The organism is Cognatiluteimonas profundi (assembly GCF_009792795.1).
Lineage (GTDB): Bacteria > Pseudomonadota > Gammaproteobacteria > Xanthomonadales > Xanthomonadaceae > Cognatiluteimonas > Cognatiluteimonas profundi.
On sequence record NZ_VKHQ01000006.1, the window covers coordinates 1 to 16,879 of the forward strand.

General features: G+C 64.3%; 13 protein-coding genes and 1 tRNA gene. All 14 read left to right on the forward strand.

The window, feature by feature from the left end:
- Positions 1-545, forward strand: a 545-nt coding sequence (locus GST15_RS11975) for an EF-Tu C-terminal domain-related protein (RefSeq protein WP_159017553.1), incomplete at its 5' end; no start/stop codon positions are given.
- A 90-nt stretch (positions 546-635) separates the two neighbouring features.
- Positions 636-711: transfer RNA gene (locus GST15_RS11980), tRNA-Trp, on the forward strand.
- Positions 712-756: 45 nt separating this feature from the next.
- A complete protein-coding gene (secE, locus tag GST15_RS11985; protein WP_159017554.1) occupies positions 757-1,137 on the forward strand; it encodes a preprotein translocase subunit SecE in 381 nt (126 codons plus the stop codon).
- 38 nt (positions 1,138-1,175) lie between these two features.
- Positions 1,176-1,766, forward strand: a complete 591-nt coding sequence (nusG, locus tag GST15_RS11990; RefSeq protein WP_159017555.1) for a transcription termination/antitermination protein NusG — start codon at positions 1,176-1,178, stop codon at positions 1,764-1,766.
- A 105-nt stretch (positions 1,767-1,871) separates the two neighbouring features.
- Entirely contained in the window at positions 1,872-2,300 is a 429-nt protein-coding gene (gene rplK, locus GST15_RS11995; RefSeq protein WP_159017556.1) for a 50S ribosomal protein L11, read from the forward strand.
- A gap of 4 nt (positions 2,301-2,304) precedes the next feature.
- On the forward strand, positions 2,305-3,003 hold the full coding sequence (gene rplA, locus GST15_RS12000) for a 50S ribosomal protein L1 (protein WP_159017557.1): 699 nt from the start codon (positions 2,305-2,307) through the stop codon (positions 3,001-3,003).
- Between the two features lie 393 nt (positions 3,004-3,396).
- The gene (rplJ, locus tag GST15_RS12005) at positions 3,397-3,948 is read left to right on the forward strand and encodes a 50S ribosomal protein L10 (RefSeq protein WP_159017558.1); all 552 of its coding nucleotides are present in this window, start codon (positions 3,397-3,399) and stop codon (positions 3,946-3,948) included.
- A 50-nt stretch (positions 3,949-3,998) separates the two neighbouring features.
- Entirely contained in the window at positions 3,999-4,367 is a 369-nt protein-coding gene (gene rplL, locus GST15_RS12010; protein WP_159017559.1) for a 50S ribosomal protein L7/L12, read from the forward strand.
- Between the two features lie 340 nt (positions 4,368-4,707).
- Complete coding sequence (gene rpoB / locus GST15_RS12015; RefSeq protein ID WP_159017564.1) at positions 4,708-8,862, forward strand: DNA-directed RNA polymerase subunit beta; 4,155 nt, start codon at positions 4,708-4,710, stop codon at positions 8,860-8,862.
- Positions 8,863-8,962: 100 nt separating this feature from the next.
- Positions 8,963-13,183 (forward strand): DNA-directed RNA polymerase subunit beta', encoded by a 4,221-nt coding sequence (gene rpoC, locus GST15_RS12020; protein ID WP_159017560.1) that lies wholly within the window; start codon positions 8,963-8,965, stop codon positions 13,181-13,183.
- 299 nt (positions 13,184-13,482) lie between these two features.
- Positions 13,483-13,860, forward strand: a complete 378-nt coding sequence (gene rpsL, locus GST15_RS12025; protein ID WP_159017561.1) for a 30S ribosomal protein S12 — start codon at positions 13,483-13,485, stop codon at positions 13,858-13,860.
- A gap of 102 nt (positions 13,861-13,962) precedes the next feature.
- Positions 13,963-14,430 (forward strand): 30S ribosomal protein S7, encoded by a 468-nt coding sequence (gene rpsG / locus GST15_RS12030; protein ID WP_159017562.1) that lies wholly within the window; start codon positions 13,963-13,965, stop codon positions 14,428-14,430.
- Between the two features lie 174 nt (positions 14,431-14,604).
- Entirely contained in the window at positions 14,605-16,695 is a 2,091-nt protein-coding gene (gene fusA, locus GST15_RS12035) for an elongation factor G (RefSeq protein ID WP_159017563.1), read from the forward strand.
- Positions 16,696-16,719: 24 nt separating this feature from the next.
- On the forward strand, positions 16,720-16,879 hold a 160-nt coding region (locus GST15_RS12040; protein WP_233263181.1), incomplete at its 3' end, for a GTP-binding protein.

The following is a 16,879-nucleotide window of genomic DNA, read 5'->3' on the forward strand; positions in this document are numbered from 1 at the left end:
CGGTCGAGGATGTGTTCTCGATCTCCGGCCGCGGCACGGTGGTGACCGGCCGCATCGAGCGCGGCATCATCAAGGTGGGCGACGAAATCGAGATCGTGGGCATCCGTCCGACCCAGAAGACGGTGGTCACCGGCGTCGAGATGTTCCGCAAGCTGCTGGACCAGGGCCAGGCGGGCGACAACGCCGGCCTGCTGCTGCGCGGCACCAAGCGTGACGACGTGGAGCGCGGGCAGGTGTTGTGCAAGCCGGGCAGCATCAAGCCGCACACCGAGTTCGAGGCCGAGGTCTATGTCCTGAGCAAGGACGAGGGCGGCCGCCACACGCCGTTCTTCAAGGGCTACCGTCCGCAGTTCTACTTCCGCACGACCGACATCACGGGCGCCTGCGAGCTGCCCGAGGGCGTGGAGATGGTGATGCCGGGCGACAACGTGAAGATGGTGGTGACGCTGATCAACCCGGTGGCGATGGACGAGGGCCTGCGCTTCGCGATCCGCGAAGGCGGCCGTACGGTCGGCGCCGGCGTGGTGGCGAAGATCATCAAGTAACTGCCGGCCGGCGCGCTGCCGGACAGTGGAAAAAACGGCAGGGCGGCGAAGGCCGCCGTTGCCTTTTCAGGAACATCGGAAAAGTTCGATACGCCAGTAGCTCAATTGGCAGAGCGTCGGTCTCCAAAACCGAAGGTTGTAGGTTCGATTCCTACCTGGCGTGCCACCCGACCCTCACGGTCGCAGACGAAGCAATACCTCGAAGAGCCGGATGAACAGCAAGATCCAACAATCCAAGGCCGCCGGCGCTCCAGGCGACATGGTCAAGTACGCGCTGGCGATCCTGCTGATCGCAGCGGGCGTGTTTGCCTTCTACTGGTTCGGGCAATGGCCATCGCCCGTGCGGGTGCTGGTCGTCGTGGCAGGACTGGTGGCCGCGGGACTCGTCTTCCTGACCACCGGGAAGGGCGGGCATACCAAGGAATTCCTGTCCGAGGCCCGCTTCGAGCTGCGCAAGGTGGTCTGGCCGTCGCGACAGGAAGCGCTGCGCACGACCTGGGTCGTGATTGCCGTCGTCATCGCGCTCAGCCTGATGCTGGCGTTCTTCGACATCGTCATCCAGTCGGCGGTGAAGTGGTTGTTGGCACGTTGATGCGTGCATCCGTCGATACAGAGCCAGGTTCAATGCAAATGCAGACAGACAATGTGAGCGGTCCCGACATCCACAAGCGCTGGTATGTCGTGCACGCCTATTCCGGCTTCGAGAAGTCGGTGGCGCAGGCCTTGCGTGATCGCATCGTCCGGACCGGCATGGAAGAGCGTTTTGGCGACGTGCTGGTCCCGACCGAAGAGATCATCGAGATGCGCGCCGGGCAGAAGCGCCGCTCCGAGCGCAAGTTCTTCCCCGGTTACGTGCTGGTGCAGATCGCGACGCACGACGAAGCCGGCATCCCCCGCATCGACAGCGAGAGCTGGCACCTGATCAAGGAAACACCCAAGGTGATGGGCTTCATCGGCGGTACCGCCGACAAGCCGTTGCCGATCAAGGACGAAGAAGCCGACGCGATCCTGCAGCGCGTGCAGGACGGCGTCGAGAAGCCCCGTCCGAAGGTGTTGTTCGAGCCCGGCCAGATGGTGCGCGTGGTCGATGGCCCGTTCAACGACTTCAACGGCGTGGTCGAGGAAGTGAACTACGACAAGAGCCGCGTGCGCGTGGCGGTGCTGATCTTCGGCCGCTCGACCCCGGTCGAACTCGAATTCGGCCAGGTCGAGAAAGCCTGACACCGGAAAACAGATTCGCTGGAACGAGTGGTTCGTTCCGGCAGTGACGCGAGGAGCCACGCAGTCGAAGGACGTGCAGGCGCTTGAACTCGCAGGAGCAGCAAAATGGCAAAGAAGGTCATCGGTTACATCAAGTTGCAGGTCAAGGCGGGACAAGCCAATCCGTCGCCGCCGGTGGGTCCTGCCCTCGGCCAGCGCGGCCTCAACATCATGGAATTCTGCAAGGCGTTCAACGCCGCGACGCAGAAGCTGGAGCCCGGCCTGCCGACTCCGGTCATCATCACCGCGTATTCGGACCGCACGTTCACCTTCATCACCAAGAGCACGCCGGCATCGGTGCTGTTGAAGAAGGCGGCGGGCATCCAGTCCGGCTCCAAGCGCCCGAACACCGAGAAGGTGGGCAAGGTCACGCGCAAGCAGCTCGAGGACATCGCCAAGGCGAAGGAAGCCGACCTGACCGCAGCCGACCTGGACGCAGCGGTGAAGACGATTGCGGGCTCGGCCCGTTCCATGGGTTTGACGGTGGAGGGCTGAGATCATGGCAATGACCAAGCGAGTGAAAGCAATCAAGGACGCCGTCGTGCCGGGCAAGGCCTACGCGATCGACGAGGCGCTGAAGATCGTCCAGGCCAACAGCAAGGCGAAGTTCGTCGAAGCCGTCGACGTCGCCGTGCGCCTGGGCGTGGATGCCAAGAAATCCGACCAGCAGGTGCGCGGCTCGACCGTGCTGCCCGCCGGCACCGGCAAGTCGGTGCGCGTGGCGGTGTTCGCACCCCCGGGTGCGAAGGCCGATGAGGCACGCGCCGCTGGCGCCGAGGCCGTCGGCATGGACGACCTGGCCGAGCAGATGCAGGCAGGCGACCTCAACTACGACGTCGTCATCGCCACGCCCGATGCCATGCGCGTCGTCGGCAAGCTCGGCCAGCTGCTGGGCCCGCGCGGCCTGATGCCCAACCCGAAGGTCGGCACGGTTTCGCCGAACCCGGCTGAAGCGGTCAAGAACGCCAAGGGCGGCCAGGTGCGTTACCGCACCGACAAGGCCGGCATCATCCACTGCACCATCGGCAAGGCCAACTTCGACGCGGCCTCGCTGAAGAACAACCTGCAGGCACTGCTGCTCGACCTGATCAAGGCCAAGCCGTCGACTGCGAAGGGTCATTACCTGCAGAAGATCTCGATCAGCTCGACCATGGGTCCCGGCGTCACCGTGGACCAGTCGACGCTGGCACTGAAGTAATCGTTTCAACTTCCTCTTCCGCAAGCGGGGGAGGGAGCGCGGCAAGTTTTGAGGGCGTCGCCGAGAGGTTCATTTCGAAGCGATAGCCGTCAAAGACCGCAGGCGCGGTCAGCGCGCAATGACGACGGGCACGGAAGCTCGCCACGGCAGGGAGTCGTCGTCATCGCAAGCGGGTTCGCTTAATCGACGTTCGAAGGGAGCCACGCCTGCAAGGGCATGCCCACGAGAGCATCGGCCTGCGTAGATGGTGTTGCCCCTCTGGAAAGTTTTCTGGGATGCCAGAACAGAGATGGCCACCACCGGGACGCGCGAGCGTCCCCGACGCCAACGGACGGTGTCGCCAGGACCGCGAACGGCAGGAGCCGTGAGCGGAATTCAATTGGAGGAGTGCTAATGGCTCTCAATCTGTCACAAAAGCAGGAAGTCGTCGCTGAGTTGGCTGACGTCGCCGCCAAGGCCCACTCCCTGGTCGCAGCCGAATACGCGGGCATCACGGTCAGCCAGATGACCGCGATGCGCAAGAAGGCCCGCGAAACCGGTGTGTACCTGCGAGTCGTCAAGAACACCCTGGCATCGCGTGCCGTCGCGGGTACCGAGTACGAGGTTGTCCAGGACAAGCTCGTCGGTCCGCTGCTCTATGCGTTCTCAACCGAGGAACCCGGCGCTGCCGGGCGCCTGATCAAGGAGTTCGCCAAGGGTAACGACAAGCTGCAGGCCAAGGTCGTCGCAGTGGGTGGCCAGCTGTATCCGGCCAGCCATGTCGAAGTGCTGGCGTCGTTGCCGACATTGCATCAGGCACTGGCCATGCTGGCCCGCGTCCTGACCGAGCCGGTGACCATGTTCGCCCGTGCGGTGAAGGCCGTCGGCGAGCAGCAGGGTGGCGGCGAAACCGCTCCCGAAGCAGCCCCCGACGCGGCTCCCGAGCCCGAAGCCGAAACGGCATAAGTCGCTTCCGAATCGTCCTACATCCAAAAAACATTTCAGAGGTTTATCAAATGTCCCTTTCCAATGAACAAATCGTCGAGTCGATCGCCACCAAGACGCTGATGGAAGTGATGGAGCTGGTGAAGGCCATCGAAGAGAAGTTCGGCGTCTCCGCCGCCGCTCCGGTCGCCGCTGCCGGTCCGGCCGCCGCTGCCGCCGTGGTCGAAGAGCAGACCGAGTTCAACGTCATCCTGAAGGCCGCCGGCGAGAAGAAGGTCGAGGTCATCAAGGCCGTCCGCGCCATCACCGGCCTGGGCCTGAAGGAAGCGAAGGACCTGGTCGAAGCCACCGGCACGATCAAGGAAGCCGTTTCCAAGGACGAAGCCGCAAAGATGAAGAAGGACCTCGAGGCCGCAGGCGCGACCGTCGAAGTCAAGTAAGCGGTCCTTGCATCGCCGGCTGCATGGCGATGCACCGAGGCTGGGGGCGAAAGCCCCCGGCCTTTGGCCGTTGTGATGCAGAGGTAGAAAACCGGCAACAAACAGTACCGAGTTGACAGTCGGAAGTAGCGGGAGAAGGCGTGCTGGTGCCGGCAATACCAGCGACTTCCCACTGGCAATTTGTTTCCACATCGTCCCCCGGACCGCGGATGCAATGCGGTCCACCAGGAATCGTCGCGACGACTCCTGAAAAACAACACCGAGGCGGTAGCTCCCCATGACGACAGCTTCCACAACGACCCCGACCAAATCCTCGAATCCCAGCATGGGTTCGAAGGCCATGGCGACCTATTCATTCACCGAAAAGAAGCGCATCCGCAAGGACTTCGGCAAGAGCCGCTCGATCCTGGAAGTGCCGTTCCTGCTCGCGATCCAGGTCGATTCCTACCGGGACTTCCTGCAGGAAAAGATCGAACCCGCCAAGCGCGAGGATCGCGGCCTGCATGCGGCGTTGAAGTCGGTGTTCCCGATCGTCAGCTACAACGGTTACGCAGCGCTGGAATACGTCGGCTACAAGCTCGGCGACCCGGTGTTCGACGAGCGCGAGTGCCGCAACCGCGGCCTCAGCTACGGCGCACCGCTGCGCGTCACCGTGCGCCTGGTGATCTACGACCGCGAGTCGTCGAACAAGGCCATCAAGTACGTGAAGGAGCAGGAGGTCTACATGGGCGAGATCCCGCTCATGACCGAAAACGGCACCTTCATCGTCAACGGCACCGAGCGCGTCATCGTCTCGCAGCTGCACCGTTCGCCTGGCGTGTTCTTCGACCACGACCGTGGCAAGACCCACAGCTCGGGCAAGCTGCTGTACAGCGCCCGCATCATTCCGTATCGCGGCTCGTGGCTCGATTTCGAGTTCGACCCGAAGGACGCCCTGTTCACCCGCATCGACCGTCGCCGCAAGTTGCCGGTGTCGGTGCTGCTGCGCGCGCTTGGCTACTCCAACGAGGAGATGCTGAACGAGTTCTTCGAGATCAACACCTTCCACATCGATCCCAAGGAAGGCGTGCAGCTGGTGCTCGTGCCGGAACGCCTGCGCGGCGAGACCCTGAACTTCGACCTGGCCGATGGCGACAACGTCATCGTCGAGGCCGGCAAGCGCATCACCTCGCGCCATGTGAAGCAGCTCGAGCAGGCCGGCGTCGAAGCGCTGGCGGTGCCCGACGATTACCTCGTCGGCCGCATCCTGTCGCACGACGTCATCGACGCGAGCACCGGCGAACTGCTGGCGACCGCGAATGACGAGTTGAACGAAGACCACCTGGCGATCTTCCGCAAGGCCGGGATCGAAGCCATCGGCACGCTGTGGGTCAACGACCTGGATCGCGGCGCGTACCTGTCCAACACGCTGCGCATCGATTCCACCAAGACACAGCTCGAGGCCCTGGTCGAGATCTACCGGATGATGCGTCCGGGCGAGCCGCCGACCAAGGACGCCGCGCAGAACCTCTTCCACAACCTGTTCTTCACCTTCGAGCGCTACGACCTCTCGGCCGTCGGCCGGATGAAGTTCAACCGCCGCATCGGCCGCAAGGAAGTCACCGGCGCCTCGGTCCTGTACGACGCCAAGTACTACGGCGAGCGCAAGGACGAGGAATCCATCCGCCTGCGCGAGCAGCTCGGCCAGACCTCCGACATCCTCGACGTCATCCGCGTGCTGACCGAGATCCGCAACGGTCGCGGCACGGTCGACGACATCGACCACCTGGGCAACCGCCGCGTGCGTTCGGTCGGCGAAATGGCCGAGAACGTCTTCCGCGTCGGCTTGGTCCGTGTCGAGCGCGCCGTGCGCGAGCGCCTGACCATGGCCGAAGCCGATGGCCTGACGCCGCAGGAGCTCATCAACGCCAAGCCGGTCGCGGCCGCGGTGAAGGAGTTCTTCGGTTCCTCGCAGCTGTCGCAGTTCATGGACCAGAACAACCCGCTGTCGGAGGTGACGCACAAGCGTCGCGTCTCCGCGCTGGGGCCGGGTGGCCTGACGCGTGAGCGCGCCGGCTTCGAAGTCCGCGACGTGCATCCGACCCATTACGGCCGCGTCTGCACCATCGAGACGCCGGAAGGCCCGAACATCGGCCTGATCAACTCGCTCGCCGTCTTCGCGCGCACCAACAAGTACGGCTTCCTCGAGACGCCGTACCGCAAGGTCGTGGAGGGCAAGGTCACCGACGACGTCGAGTTCCTGTCGGCGATCGAGGAGAACGAGTACGTCATCGCGCAGGCCAACGTGCCGCAGGACGACAAGGGCAACCTGACGTCGCAGTTCGTCGCCTGCCGTTACCAGGGCGAGTCGCTGCTCAAGCCGCCGCTGGAAATCCACTTCATGGACGTCTCGCCGATGCAGACCGTGTCGGTCGCGGCGGCGCTGGTGCCGTTCCTGGAGCACGATGACGCCAACCGCGCGCTGATGGGCGCCAACATGCAGCGTCAGGCCGTGCCGACGCTGCGTGCGCAGAAGCCGCTGGTCGGCACCGGTATCGAACGTGCGGTGGCACGCGACTCCGGCGTGACCGTGAACGCGCGGCGCGGCGGCACGATCGAGCAGATCGATGCGGCGCGCATCGTGGTCAAGGTCAACGAGAACGAGATCGTCGGCGAGACGGATGCCGGCGTCGACATCTACACGCTGATCAAGTACACGCGCTCCAACCAGAACACCTGCATCAACCAGACCCCCCTGGTGAACGTGGGCGACGTGATCGCGCGCGGCGACGTGCTGGCCGACGGTCCTTCGACCGACATCGGCGAGCTCGCGCTCGGGCAGAACATGCTGGTCGCGTTCATGCCGTGGAATGGCTACAACTTCGAGGACTCGATCCTGCTCTCCGAGCGCGTGGTCGAGGAGGATCGCTACACGACGATCCACATCGAGGAACTGACCGCCGTCGCCCGCGACACCAAGCTCGGGCCGGAGGAAATCTCCGCCGACATCCCGAACGTCTCCGAGCAGGCCCTGAACCGCCTCGACGAGTCGGGCGTGGTGTACATCGGCGCCGAAGTGCGCGCCGGCGACATCCTGGTCGGCAAGGTCACCCCGAAGGGCGAGTCGCAGTTGACGCCGGAAGAGAAACTGCTCCGCGCGATCTTCGGCGAGAAGGCGTCCGACGTGAAGGACAGCTCGCTGCGGGTTCCGCCGGGCATGGACGGCACCGTCATCGACGTGCAGGTCTTCACCCGCGACGGCATCGAGAAGGACAAGCGCGCGCGCCAGATCGAGGAATACGAGATCAAGCGCGTCAAGAAGGACTTCGACGACCAGTTCCGCATCCTCGAGGGTGCGATCTACGCACGCCTGCGCACGCAGTTGCTGGGCAAGGTCGCCAACGGCGGCCCCGGCCTGAAGAAGGGCGACACCGTGTCGTCGCTGGTGCTCGACGGGCTGAAGCGGTCCGACTGGTTCCAGCTGCGCATGAAGGACGACGACGCCAACGACGCCATCGAGCGCGCGCAGAAACAGATCGACGCGCACGAGAAGGAATTCGAGCGTCGCTTCCAGGACAAGCGCGGCAAGATCACCCAGGGCGATGACCTCGCACCGGGCGTGCTGAAGATGGTCAAGGTCTACCTGGCGGTGAAGCGTCGCATCCAGCCGGGCGACAAGATGGCCGGACGCCACGGCAACAAGGGTGTGGTCTCGATGATCGTCCCGGTCGAGGACATGCCGTACATGGCCGATGGCCAGACCGTCGACATCGTGCTGAATCCGCTGGGCGTGCCGAGTCGAATGAACATCGGCCAGATCCTGGAGACGCACCTGGGCTGGGCGGCAAAGGGCCTGGGTCAGAAGATCGACCGGATGCTGAAGGCGCAGGCCGCGATATCGGAGCTGCGTTCCTTCCTCGACGAGATCTACAACCACGATCGCGCCACGCAGGAACAACGCGTCGACCTCAAGCAGTTCAGCGACCAGGAACTGCTCGCGCTCGCGCACAACCTGACCGACGGCGTGCCGATGGCGACACCGGTGTTCGACGGCGCGGCCGAGTCCGAGATCAAGAAGATGCTCGAGCTCGCCGACCTGCCGTTGAGCGGACAGACCATGCTGCACGACGGCCGCACCGGCGAGGCATTCGAACGCCCCGTCACCGTCGGCTACATGCACATGCTCAAGCTCAACCACCTGGTCGACGACAAGATGCACGCGCGCTCGACCGGTCCGTACTCGCTCGTCACCCAGCAGCCGCTGGGCGGCAAGGCGCAGTTCGGCGGACAGCGCTTCGGCGAGATGGAAGTCTGGGCGCTGGAAGCCTACGGCGCCGCGTACACCCTGCAGGAAATGCTGACGGTCAAGTCGGACGACGTGCAGGGCCGCAACCAGATGTACAAGAACATCGTCGACGGCGAGCACGAAATGGTCGCGGGCATGCCGGAATCCTTCAACGTCCTCGTGAAGGAAATCCGCTCGCTCGCCATCAACATGGAGCTCGAAGAGCGGTAACGCAGGCCGGTAGCCGGACCAGCGCCTTGCGCTGCCGGCTACCGATCACCAGTGAGCCGCATTTTCGACCATCGACGAATTACTCCTCCCGGAGAAAGAAATGAAAGATCTACTGAACCTTTTCAACCAGCAGCGCCCGGCGCTCGACTTCGACGCGATCAAGATCGCGCTGGCGTCGCCGGACCTGATCCGCTCGTGGTCCTACGGCGAGGTCAAGAAGCCCGAGACCATCAACTACCGCACGTTCAAGCCCGAGCGCGACGGCCTGTTCTGCGCGGCGATCTTCGGACCGATCAAGGACTACGAGTGCCTGTGCGGCAAGTACAAGCGCATGAAGCACCGTGGCGTGGTCTGCGAGAAGTGCGGCACGGAAGTGACGCTGGCCAAGGTGCGCCGCGAGCGCATGGGTCACATCGACCTGGCGTCACCGGTCGCGCACATCTGGTTCCTCAAGTCGCTGCCCTCGCGCATCGGCCTGATGCTGGACATGACCCTGCGTGACATCGAGCGCATCCTGTACTTCGAAGCCTACGTCGTCACCGAGCCGGGCCTGACCCCGCTCGAGCGCGGCCAGCTGCTCAACGAAGAGCAGTTCATGACCATGCGCCAGGAACACGGCGACGACTTCGATGCCGCGATGGGCGCCGAGGCCGTGTTCGACCTGCTGCGCACGATCGACCTGCAGGCGCAGATGGTCCAGCTGCGCGAGGACATCGCGTCGACGGGTTCCGAGACCAAGCTCAAGCGTCTCACCAAGCGCATCAAGCTGGTCGAGGCGTTCCTGGAATCCGGCAACCGCCCCGAGTGGATGGTGATGACGGTGCTGCCGGTGCTGCCGCCGGACCTGCGTCCGCTGGTGCCGCTGGATGGCGGGCGCTTCGCGACCTCCGACCTCAATGACCTGTACCGCCGCGTCATCAACCGCAACAACCGCCTGCGTCGCCTGCTCGAACTCAATGCGCCGGACATCATCGTGCGCAACGAGAAGCGCATGCTGCAGGAGTCGGTCGATGCATTGATGGACAACGGCCGTCGCGGCCGCGCCATCACCGGCACCAACAAGCGCCCACTCAAGTCGCTCGCCGACATGATCAAGGGCAAGCAGGGTCGCTTCCGCCAGAACCTGCTCGGCAAGCGCGTCGACTACTCCGGCCGTTCGGTCATCGTGGTCGGTCCGACCCTGCGCCTGCACGAGTGCGGCCTGCCGAAGAAGATGGCGCTCGAGCTGTTCAAGCCCTTCATCTTCGCCAAGCTGCAGCGCCGTGGCCTCGCCACGACGATCAAGGCGGCGAAGAAGCTGGTCGAGCGCGAAGAGGCCGAGGTGTGGGACATCCTGGAGGAAGTCATCCGCGAGCATCCGGTGCTGCTGAACCGCGCACCGACCCTGCATCGCCTCGGCATCCAGGCGTTCGAGCCGGTGCTGATCGAAGGCAAGGCGATCCAGCTGCATCCGCTGGTCTGCACCGCGTTCAACGCCGACTTCGACGGTGACCAGATGGCCGTGCACATCCCGCTGAGCCTGGAGGCCCAGCTGGAAGCGCGCGCGCTGATGATGTCGACCAACAACATCCTGTCGCCGGCCAATGGCGAGCCGATCATCGTGCCGTCGCAGGACGTCGTGCTCGGCCTGTATTACATGACCCGCGCGCTCGAGAACGAGCCGGGCGAGGGCATGGCGCTGGCCAACGTCTCCGAAGTGAAACGTGCCTACGACAACCGCGTCGTCGGCCTGCACGCCAAGGTCAAGGTCCGCATCACCGAGAACGTGCTGCAGGAAGATGGCACGCGCGAAAAGAAGACCTCGATCATCGACACCACGATCGGACGCGCGCTGCTGGCCGAGATACTGCCGGACGGCCTGCCGTTCGCGCTGGTCAACACCGAGCTGACCAAGAAGAACATCAGCCGGCTGATCAATACCTGCTACCGCATGCTCGGGCTGAAGGACACGGTCGTGTTCGCCGACAGGCTGATGTACACCGGCTTCGCGTACGCCACGCGCGCCGGCGTCTCGATCGGCATCGACGACATGATCATCCCGGACGAGAAGAAGGGCATCCTCGACGAGGCCGAGACCGAAGTGCTGGAAATCCAGCAGCAGTACCAGTCGGGCCTGGTCACCGCGGGCGAGCGCTACAACAAGGTCGTCGACATCTGGTCGCGCACGAACGAGCGCGTGGCCAAGGCGATGATGGACGCGATCGGCACCGAGACCGTCACCAATGCCAAGGGCGAGAAGCTGGCGCAGAAGTCGATGAACTCGGTCTTCATCATGGCCGACTCCGGTGCGCGTGGTTCGCAGGCGCAGATCCGCCAGCTGGCCGGCATGCGTGGCCTGATGGCCAAGCCCGACGGCTCGATCATCGAGACGCCGATCACCGCGAACTTCCGCGAAGGCCTCAACGTCCTGCAGTACTTCATCTCGACCCACGGCGCCCGAAAGGGTCTCGCGGATACCGCGCTGAAGACCGCGAACTCCGGTTACCTGACCCGTCGCCTTGTCGACGTGGCGCAGGACGTCGTCATCACCGAGACCGATTGCGGCACGCGCGAAGGCCTCACCATGACGCCGATCGTGGAAGGCGGCGACGTGGTCGAGCCCTTGCGCGACCGCGTGCTGGGTCGCATCGTGGCCGAGGATGTGTTCCTGCCGGGCAACGACGAGGATCCATTCGTTACCCGCAACCAGCTGCTCGACGAGGCGTGGGTGCAGAAGCTCGAGGACGCCAGCGTGCAGGCGATCAAGGTGCGCTCCACCATCACCTGCGAATCGTCGTTCGGCGTCTGCGCGCATTGCTACGGCCGCGACCTGGGCCGCGGACATACGGTCAACCACGGTGAAGCCGTGGGTGTCGTCGCCGCGCAGTCGATCGGCGAGCCCGGTACCCAGCTGACGATGCGGACGTTCCACATCGGTGGCGCGGCATCGCGTGCGGCTGCGATCGACAACGTGACGGTCAAGACGACCGGCTCGGTGAAGTTCAACAACCTCAAGCACGTCTCGCACGCCAACGGCCACCTGGTCGCGGTGTCGCGTTCGGGCGAACTGTCGGTGCTCGACGGCCACGGTCGCGAGCGCGAGCGTTACAAGCTGCCGTATGGCGCGATGATCATGGTCAAGGACGGCGCCGCCATCAAGGCCGGACAGACCGTGGCATCGTGGGATCCGCATAACCATCCGATCGTGTCGGAAGTCGCGGGCTTCATGCGCTTCGTCGACTTCGTCGACGGCGTGACCGTGATGGAGAAGACCGACGAACTGACCGGCCTGGCGTCGCGCGAGATCACCGATCCCAAGCGTCGTGGCTCGATGGGCAAGGACCTGCGTCCGATCGTGCGCATCATCGACAAGGCCGGCAAGGACCTGAACATCCCGGGCACCGACCTGCCGGCGCAGTACCTGCTGCCGCCGCGCTCGATCGTCAACCTGCAGGACGGTGCGCAGGTCGGCATCGGCGACGTGGTCGCCAAGATCCCGCAGGAAGCGTCGAAGACCCGCGACATCACGGGCGGCCTGCCGCGCGTGGCCGATCTGTTCGAGGCGCGCAAGCCGAAGGATCCGGCCGTGCTGGCCGAGGTTTCGGGCATCGTTTCGTTCGGCAAGGACACCAAGGGCAAGCAGCGCCTGATCATCAAGGACGTCGACGGCAACGATCACGAAGAGCTGATCCCCAAGTACCGCCAGATCATCGTGTTCGAAGGCGAGCACGTGGAGAAGGGCGAGACCGTGGTGGACGGCGAGCCGAGCCCGCAGGACATCCTGCGCCTGCTCGGGGTCGAGCCGCTGGCCGCCTACCTGGTCAAGGAAATCCAGGACGTCTATCGCCTGCAGGGCGTCAAGATCAACGACAAGCACATCGAGGTGATCATTCGCCAGATGCTGCGCAAGGTCGAGATCACCGACCAGGGCAACAGCAAGTTCCTCCATGGCGAGCAGGCCGAGCGCCAGCGCGTCATCGAGGAGAACGCCAGGCTCGCGGTGCGCAACGAGTTGCCGGCGAAGTTCGATCCGGTCCTGCTGGGCATCACCAAGGCCTCGCTGGCGACCGAGTCGTTCATCTCGGCCGCGTCCTTCCAGGAAACCACCCGCGTGCTGACCGAGGCTGCCGTCCGCGGCACCCGCGACGGCCTGCGCGGCCTGAAGGAGAACGTGATCGTCGGCCGCCTGATCCCGGCCGGTACCGGCCTTGCGTACCACACGGCCCGCCGTCGCAACGCGTCCGGTCTCACCGAGTCCGAGATGGAGGCGCTGACCGGCTCCGCCAGCGCAGAGCCGGAGACGGTCGACGTGGCTTCGGAAGAGGGCGAGACCCTGGGCTAAGGCAATCGCGGGGATCCGACGGTCCCCGGAACCAGTGATGGATATCGACGGCCTCCGGGCCGTCCCAGACCACGAAAGGAGGCGCAGGATGCGCCTCGTTTTCGGCCCAGGGCAGGGCGGGAGCAACGGAAACAGGGCGGTCGCCCTGGGTTTCCGGGTCACTTCGCGTTGACGCTCGCGTCCGGCGCGGGCTATACTTTTCTGCTAAGCAGGCCGGATCCAACGGCCTGACTTCGTTTCGCAACCTCACGATCACGAACAGGCATCCGCCTTTTCCACCTCAAAGAGCCCCAAGCAACATGGCGACGATCAACCAGTTGGTGCGCAAGCCGCGCAATCCCGAGACCTACAAGAGCACCTCGCCCGCGTTGGCGAACTGCCCGCAGCGTCGCGGCGTGTGCACGCGCGTTTACACCACCACCCCGAAGAAGCCGAACTCGGCCCTGCGCAAGGTGGCCAAGGTGCGCCTGACCAATGGCTACGAGGTCATCTCCTACATCGGTGGCGAAGGCCACAACCTGCAGGAGCACTCGGTCGTGCTGATCCGTGGCGGTCGCGTCAAGGACCTGCCGGGTGTGCGCTACCACACCGTGCGCGGCGCGCTCGATGCCGCCGGCGTCGCCAAGCGTCGCCAGTCGCGCTCGAAGTACGGCGCCAAGCGTCCGAAAAAGGCCTGAACCCGCGGGCGCAACCGGTGCCCGCCGTCACCCCATCGCCCGCTTCCGGCAGGCGTTCCCAGACAAGCACGCTTTTAAACAAGCATCCAATAGGTACGCAACATGTCGCGTAAAGGTTCCACTCCACAGCGCACCGTCCTGCCGGATCCCAAGCACGGCAGCGAGACCATCGCCCGCTTCATCAACATGGTGATGTACAGCGGCAAGAAGTCCGTCGCCGAGAAGATCGTGTACGGCGCGATGGACGTGATCGGCGAGAAGAGCCCGAATGCCCTGGACGTCGTCGAGAAGGCGCTTGGCAACATCTCGCCGTCCGTCGAGGTCAAGTCGCGTCGCGTCGGTGGTGCCACCTACCAGGTGCCTGTCGAGGTTCGCCAGTCGCGCCGCATGGCGCTGGCCATGCGCTGGCTGATCGATTCGGCGCGCAAGCGCGGCGAGAACACCATGCCGCGGAAGCTGGCGGGTGAGTTGCTGGATGCTTCCGAGAACCGTGGTGGCGCGATCAAGAAGCGCGAAGAAACCCACCGCATGGCGGAAGCCAACAAGGCATTCGCGCACTACCGTTGGTGATCGGATCCTGTTGAACCAGGCTCCGGCAACGGAGCCTTCGCGGCGCGCAGCGCGCCGCCCGCGTCGAAGCCTGCCTCGGCAGCCCCTTCGCCGCACGTAACCGAAAGCCGCCATTACGCGGCGTTCGGCCATCCGGACGTCAGTCCGTCGCAAGAACACAGACGAGAGAAAACCGTGGCTCGCACCACTCCCATCGAGCGTTACCGCAACTTCGGCATCATGGCCCACATCGATGCCGGCAAGACGACCACGACAGAACGCATCCTGTTCTACACCGGCGTCAACCACAAGATCGGCGAAGTGCACGAAGGTGCCGCGACGATGGACTGGATGGAGCAGGAGCAGGAGCGCGGCATCACGATCACGTCCGCCGCCACGACCGCGTTCTGGTCGGGCATGGACATGTCGATGCCGCAGCACCGCTTCAACATCATCGATACCCCCGGGCACGTCGATTTCACGATCGAAGTCGAGCGTTCCCTGCGCGTGCTCGACGGCGCGGTGTTCGTGCTGTGCGCCGTCGGTGGCGTGCAGCCGCAGTCCGAGACCGTCTGGCGCCAGGCCAACAAGTACTCGGTGCCGCGCCTTGCGTTCGTCAACAAGATGGACCGCACCGGCGCCGACTTCTTCAAGGTCGTCGAGCAGCTGAAATCGCGCCTGGGTGCATACCCGGTGCCGATGCAGGTGCCGATTGGCGCGGAGGAAGGCTTCGAAGGCGTGGTCGACCTGGTCAAGATGAAGGCGATCCACTGGGAAACCGCGCTCCAGGGCACCAAGTTCGAATACCGCGACATCCCGGCTGACCTCGCCGACGTTTGCGCCGAGGCGCGCAGCTTCATGGTCGAGGCCGCCGCCGAGGCGTCCGAAGAGCTGATGGACAAGTACCTCAACGAGGGCGACCTGTCGGAGGCCGACATCCTGGCCGGCATGCGCGAGCGCACGCTGAAGGTCGAAGTCATCCCGGTGCTCTGCGGAACGGCGTTCAAGAACAAGGGCGTGCAGGCCATGCTGGATGCGGTCATCCAGTTGCTGCCTTCGCCGATGGATCGTCCGCCGGTCAAGGGCATCGACGACGACGAGAAAGAAGCCAGCCGCACCGCGCTCGACACCGAGCCGTTCGCCGCGCTCGCGTTCAAGATCATGACGGATCCATTCGTGGGTTCGCTGACGTTCTTCCGCGTGTATTCGGGAACGTTGAAATCCGGCGACGCGGTCTACAACCCGGTCAAGTCGAAGAAGGAGCGCGTCGGCCGCATCCTGCAGATGCACGCCAACAACCGCGACGAGATCAAGGAAGTCTGCGCCGGCGACATCGCCGCCGCCGTCGGCCTGAAGGACGTCACGACCGGCGACACGCTGTGCTCGCAGGAGCACATCATCACCCTGGAGCGCATGATCTTCCCGGAGCCCGTCATCTCGATGGCGGTCGAGCCGAAGACCAAGTCCGACCAGGAAAAGATGGGTGTCGCGCTGGGTCGCCTCGCGCAGGAAGATCCGTCGTTCCGTGTCCGGACCGACGAGGAATCCGGCCAGACGATCATCTCGGGCATGGGCGAGTTGCATCTGGAAATCCTCGTTGACCGCATGCGGCGCGAGTTCAACGTCGAAGCCAACGTCGGCAAGCCACAGGTCGCCTACCGCGAGACCATCCGCAAGTCGGTCAAGGCCGAAGGCAAGTTCGTGCGCCAGTCCGGCGGCAAGGGCCAGTTCGGCCATGTCTGGCTGGAAATCGAGCCGCAGGAACGTGGCAAGGGCTACACGTTCGAGAACGCGATTGTTGGCGGCACCGTGCCGAAGGAATACATCCCGGCGGTCGACAAGGGCATCCAGGAAGCGGTCGCCAATGGCCTGATGGCCGGCTATCCGATCGTGGACGTCAAGGTGAAGCTGGTCGACGGTTCGTACCACGAAGTCGACTCCTCGGAAATGGCATTCAAGATCGCCGGTTCGATGGGCTTCAAGGAAGGCTTCAACCGGGCCAGCCCGGTGTTGCTCGAGCCGATGATGAAGGTCGAGATCGTGACGCCGGAGGATTACCTCGGCGACGTGATGGGCGACGTCAGCCGTCGTCGCGGCATCCTGCAGGGCCAGGACGACAGTCCGGGCGGCAAGGTGATCGCAGCCATGGTGCCGCTGGGCGAAATGTTCGGCTACGCGACGAGCCTTCGCTCCATGTCGCAGGGCCGCGCCACGTTCACGATGGAATTCGATCATTACGCAGAGGCGCCGGCCAACATCGCCGAAGCCGTCATCAAGAAGAACTGAAGCTTAATTTAAGGATACGAAGCCATGGCAAAGGGTAAATTCGAGCGCACCAAGCCCCACGTGAACGTGGGCACGATCGGTCACGTGGATCACGGCAAGACGACGCTGACGGCGGCGCTGACGAAGATCGGAGCGGAGCGTTTTGGTGGTGAGTTCAAGGCATACGACCAGATCGACGCGGCGC